This is a genomic window from Romboutsia sp., from assembly GCF_056995035.1.
In genome coordinates this window covers 1-3,903 of the sequence record NZ_JBXKIW010000006.1, presented here as the reverse complement: position 1 = coordinate 3,903, position 3,903 = coordinate 1, and the positions used below count along the sequence as shown (strand labels likewise).

Genomic DNA, 3,903 nt, shown 5'->3' with positions numbered 1-3,903 from the left:
TTATATTTAAATAAAATTTATCTCATGCCAGAGCTATATCACAAATTAATAATAGTCTAATTCATAACATTAACTTCATAATTTTACAATATATCGTATAATCAACAATATATTTTTCTATAATACTACAAATAGATTAATTTTACTGATATACTACTATTATGTCTAATAAATTAGCTACGAATTATGTTATAAATTGTATTATTTAAAACCAAAAGCTTGAGGAGAAGATAATTATGAGATTAGTTCCAATTGAATGTGTAAAACCAAATACAATTATCGGTAAAACTTTATATGATATTGATGGCAGAATATTAGTAAGATCTGGTGTAACCCTAAGCGAAGGAATTATATCTAAAATAAAAGACATAAATATTCTATCGTTATATATAATTGATGAATATAGTTCTGATGAAATTGAAGATATTGTCAAACCTGAGTTAAGACAAAAAGCAATCTTAACAATAAAGGAAGCCTTTTCCAATATAAATAGACTTACTGTTGCTGATAAGTTTTCAAAAAAGGAATCTGTCTATTTTGATAACATTGAAAACATGGCTGAGGATCTAATTGAAAATATACTAAATAACAAAAATGTTTTACTTTCATTAGTAGATATAAGAAGCATGGATAATTATGTTTATTCTCATTCTGTAAATGTTGCTGTAATATCACTTGTTCTTGGTATTGCTTTAAAGCTACCTAAGAGGCAATTGCAATATCTTTGTACTGGAGCTTTGCTCCATGATGTTGGAAAATCATTTATTCCCAAGGAAATCCTGATGAAAGAAGAGGAATTAACCTCAGAGGAAACTTCACTGTTACAACAACACTCAAATCTTGGTTACAAATATCTATCAGACTCTTATAATTTAAGTGCTAATAGTAAAATAATAGCATTGCAACATCATGAACGACCTGATGGATTAGGCTATCCTAATAGATTAATTAATGATGAAATTAATACTTTGAGTAAAATTGTAAGTATTGCTAATACATATGATGAATTATCTACGGGTAGACCTAATAAAAAAGCAATGTTTCCAAGTGATGTTTTAGAGTATTTAATGTCTAATGCAGGTAAGATGTTTGATTACGATATAGTTAATACCTTTTGTAAAATAGTAATCCCATTTTCTAAAGGAACTTTAGTTGATCTTAGTAATGGTGATATAGCTGTAATACAAGAAACCTTGCCTAATTTTCCTCTAAGGCCTATTGTAAAAATTCTTAAAAGCTCTAACGCCGATAAAATTAACGAGGAAATTAATTTGATAGATGAAATTTCAATAGTAATAACAGGTATAAGATACGAACTATAAAAAAAGCTCTTAATAAAAGCTAAGGTTGGTAATATCCGCGATACCTTGATATAGAAATAAATTTTCAAATGTAGTATTTTATAATGCTATATTTTAGGTATACTTTTACATATTAAATAGCTTTATAGCCTTTAAAGAAAATTTCAGTTTTTAAAAAGCTATTAGATTCATTCCTATAAATTAAGTAAATCAGACTTAATCTTAACGCATAAATAGAGCATATAATTTTTAATAATATGTGCTCTATTTGTAGGTTAATAATTGTATTTTTAGAGCATCTACCATAATCTATCTAACAATTTGATATATCTCGTCTATTTTTTAGAAATATACTTATTATCTTTTATATAAAATCTCCAAGGAAAGTTTATAGCCTCTTCGGCATAATCGATGCCAATTCTTGTAGTTTCAACTATATCAAATTTTTCATTTTTGCTATCTTCTATATAAAAATCTCCCTTTTCATAGAGCTTCATATAATTTTCTGACTTGTCTATTGTGAATGCCATACATAACTTTGAAGGACCATTTGCAATTGATTTTTTCTTCGCTTCTGATAGTTCTTCATATTTTTGATTAAATCTTTTTTCTGCGAGATAATCAAACTCATTTAATGGCTCTAATGCTCTAATTAAAACTCCCTCGCCCTTATCTTCAAGTCCACTTATAACATTAAAACAATAATATTTTCCATAAATAAAATATACATATGAAATGCCACCTTCTCTAAATAAAGGCTCTGTTCTTTCAGTTCTTCTGCCATTATAGGCATGAGACGCCTTATCTATTTCACCTATGTAAGCTTCTGTTTCAACAATTTTGCCTCTTAAAGTTATATTATCAATGTTTCTTACAAGCGTCTTTCCTAAAAGTTCTTTTGCTAAAGTTAATGCTCCTTGCTTATAAAATTCTTTCTCTAGAATCAATGTTTAGATTCTCCCTTCTTACTTATATTTAAAAATATGTTTCCCAAAATCCTTAATTCCATCCACAGATCATTATAAATAATCCACAGATATATAAGGTTAATTAATATTCTGTGGATAAATCCATAAATTTATTATTTTAAATATAATAGAAATTATAATCTTAATAAGGCTAAATCGATTCAAAGCAGAGTTCAATTTTTAAATAACAGTGACTTTATACGTACAACTAAACTCTTTTTCTACTTCTAATGATATTATACCTTCCTTTTCGCTGAGCTCACCACTAAAGTCTTCATAATCTGCATGGCCAAACCAAGGTTCTATACATACAAATGGAGCTCCATCTTTTGGTGCCCAAATCCCCATATAAGGAAAGCCATTAAAGTCTACAGTTAATGCTTTGCTACTGTTCTTTGATTTTATTGCTATTTTATCAGATTTTAAATTATCAAAAACTAATGCATCATCTTTAAATAATTCCTTTGATAACATAAGCATATCTATGGAATTTAGACATTCATTTTCATTATGAGAAAGATATCCTTCCTCAGTAAGAACCTTCTTTTTACTTATCTCTTTTTCATTAAACTCAAGATAGCAGTCTTCTAATTTTTCATTTTTATTGATAGGACACATAAATGCTGGATGTGCTCCTATTGAAAAACATATCTCCTTATCATCTAAATTTTTAACACTATATGTGACTTTAACAGTATTATCTTCTAGTGTATAAGTAGATTTCAATGAAAACTTATATGGATATACTCTTAATGATTCTTCTGAAAAATTTAATTCAAACGTTACTTCATTATCTGTCTTAGAAATCAATGTAAATTCAGAAGTTCTAGCTAACCCGTGTTGTGGTAATTCATATACTTTTCCATTTACTCTATACTTTGAACCCATAACCTTTCCTACTATAGGAAATAATATTGGCGCATGATATTTCCAATACTCAGGATTTCCATCCCATAAATATTCAGTTCCATCAATTTTACTTGTTATAGAATGTATTTCACCCCCATGAGTACTTGCTGTAATCTTAATACTTGAATTTTCTAAAGAATAAATCATAATATTTTCTCCCCATACTATTAAATATTTTTATAGTAAACTTGTTATATAAAACTAATAATTCACTATTCCCTCTCTAAAATTAACGCTAATAAACTTATACATCTATCGTAATAATTTCGTTTAGCCTTAAGCTTTCTTTAACATCTATTATCCTTTGATTTGTTGATCCTCTAAATTTAAGTCCATCTTGTTGCTTTTCTTCTTCGAATCTTCCATCTACAAGGACATCTATATTATTTAATAGATCACACCAACCCACTCTTATATCCTTATTTTCTATGATGTACTCATATGTATATCCTGTATAACTCCAAATACTTAGCTCTTTCTCATTAAAGGCCTTTGCCATATACGCAAATTTATCAGCTTGCTCCCATGGATCCCCACCACTAAATGTAACTCCTCTCAAAATAGGATTATCTAATGTATCTTTTATTAATTCATCTACATTTCTTTCTTCTCCACCACAAAAGCTATGAGTATCTTTATTAAAGCACCCTTTACAATCGTGTTTACAACCTTGTGCAAAGAATACCCTTCTCATACCTGGCCCATTAACTAAGCTTTCATAAGCT

The 3,903-nt window shown here is 28.2% G+C and carries 4 protein-coding genes; 1 reads left to right on the top strand and 3 read right to left on the bottom strand.

Annotated elements, in window-relative coordinates:
- Positions 1-236 precede the first annotated feature (236 nt).
- A complete protein-coding gene (locus AC11VW_RS00590; protein WP_484299451.1) occupies positions 237-1,322 on the top strand; it encodes an HD-GYP domain-containing protein in 1,086 nt (361 codons plus the stop codon).
- 314 nt (positions 1,323-1,636) lie between these two features.
- On the opposite strand, the gene AC11VW_RS00585 is transcribed toward AC11VW_RS00590, so the two are convergent.
- The 3 genes from AC11VW_RS00585 to nrdG all read right to left on the bottom strand — a co-directional run.
- A complete protein-coding gene (locus tag AC11VW_RS00585) occupies positions 1,637-2,248 on the bottom strand; it encodes a DNA-3-methyladenine glycosylase (RefSeq protein WP_484299450.1) in 612 nt (203 codons plus the stop codon).
- Between the two features lie 201 nt (positions 2,249-2,449).
- Complete coding sequence (locus tag AC11VW_RS00580) at positions 2,450-3,325, bottom strand: aldose 1-epimerase family protein (protein ID WP_484299449.1); 876 nt, start codon at positions 3,323-3,325, stop codon at positions 2,450-2,452.
- 97 nt (positions 3,326-3,422) lie between these two features.
- Positions 3,423-3,903 (bottom strand): anaerobic ribonucleoside-triphosphate reductase activating protein (gene nrdG, locus AC11VW_RS00575; RefSeq protein ID WP_484299448.1); only part of this gene is annotated, 481 nt, incomplete at its 5' end.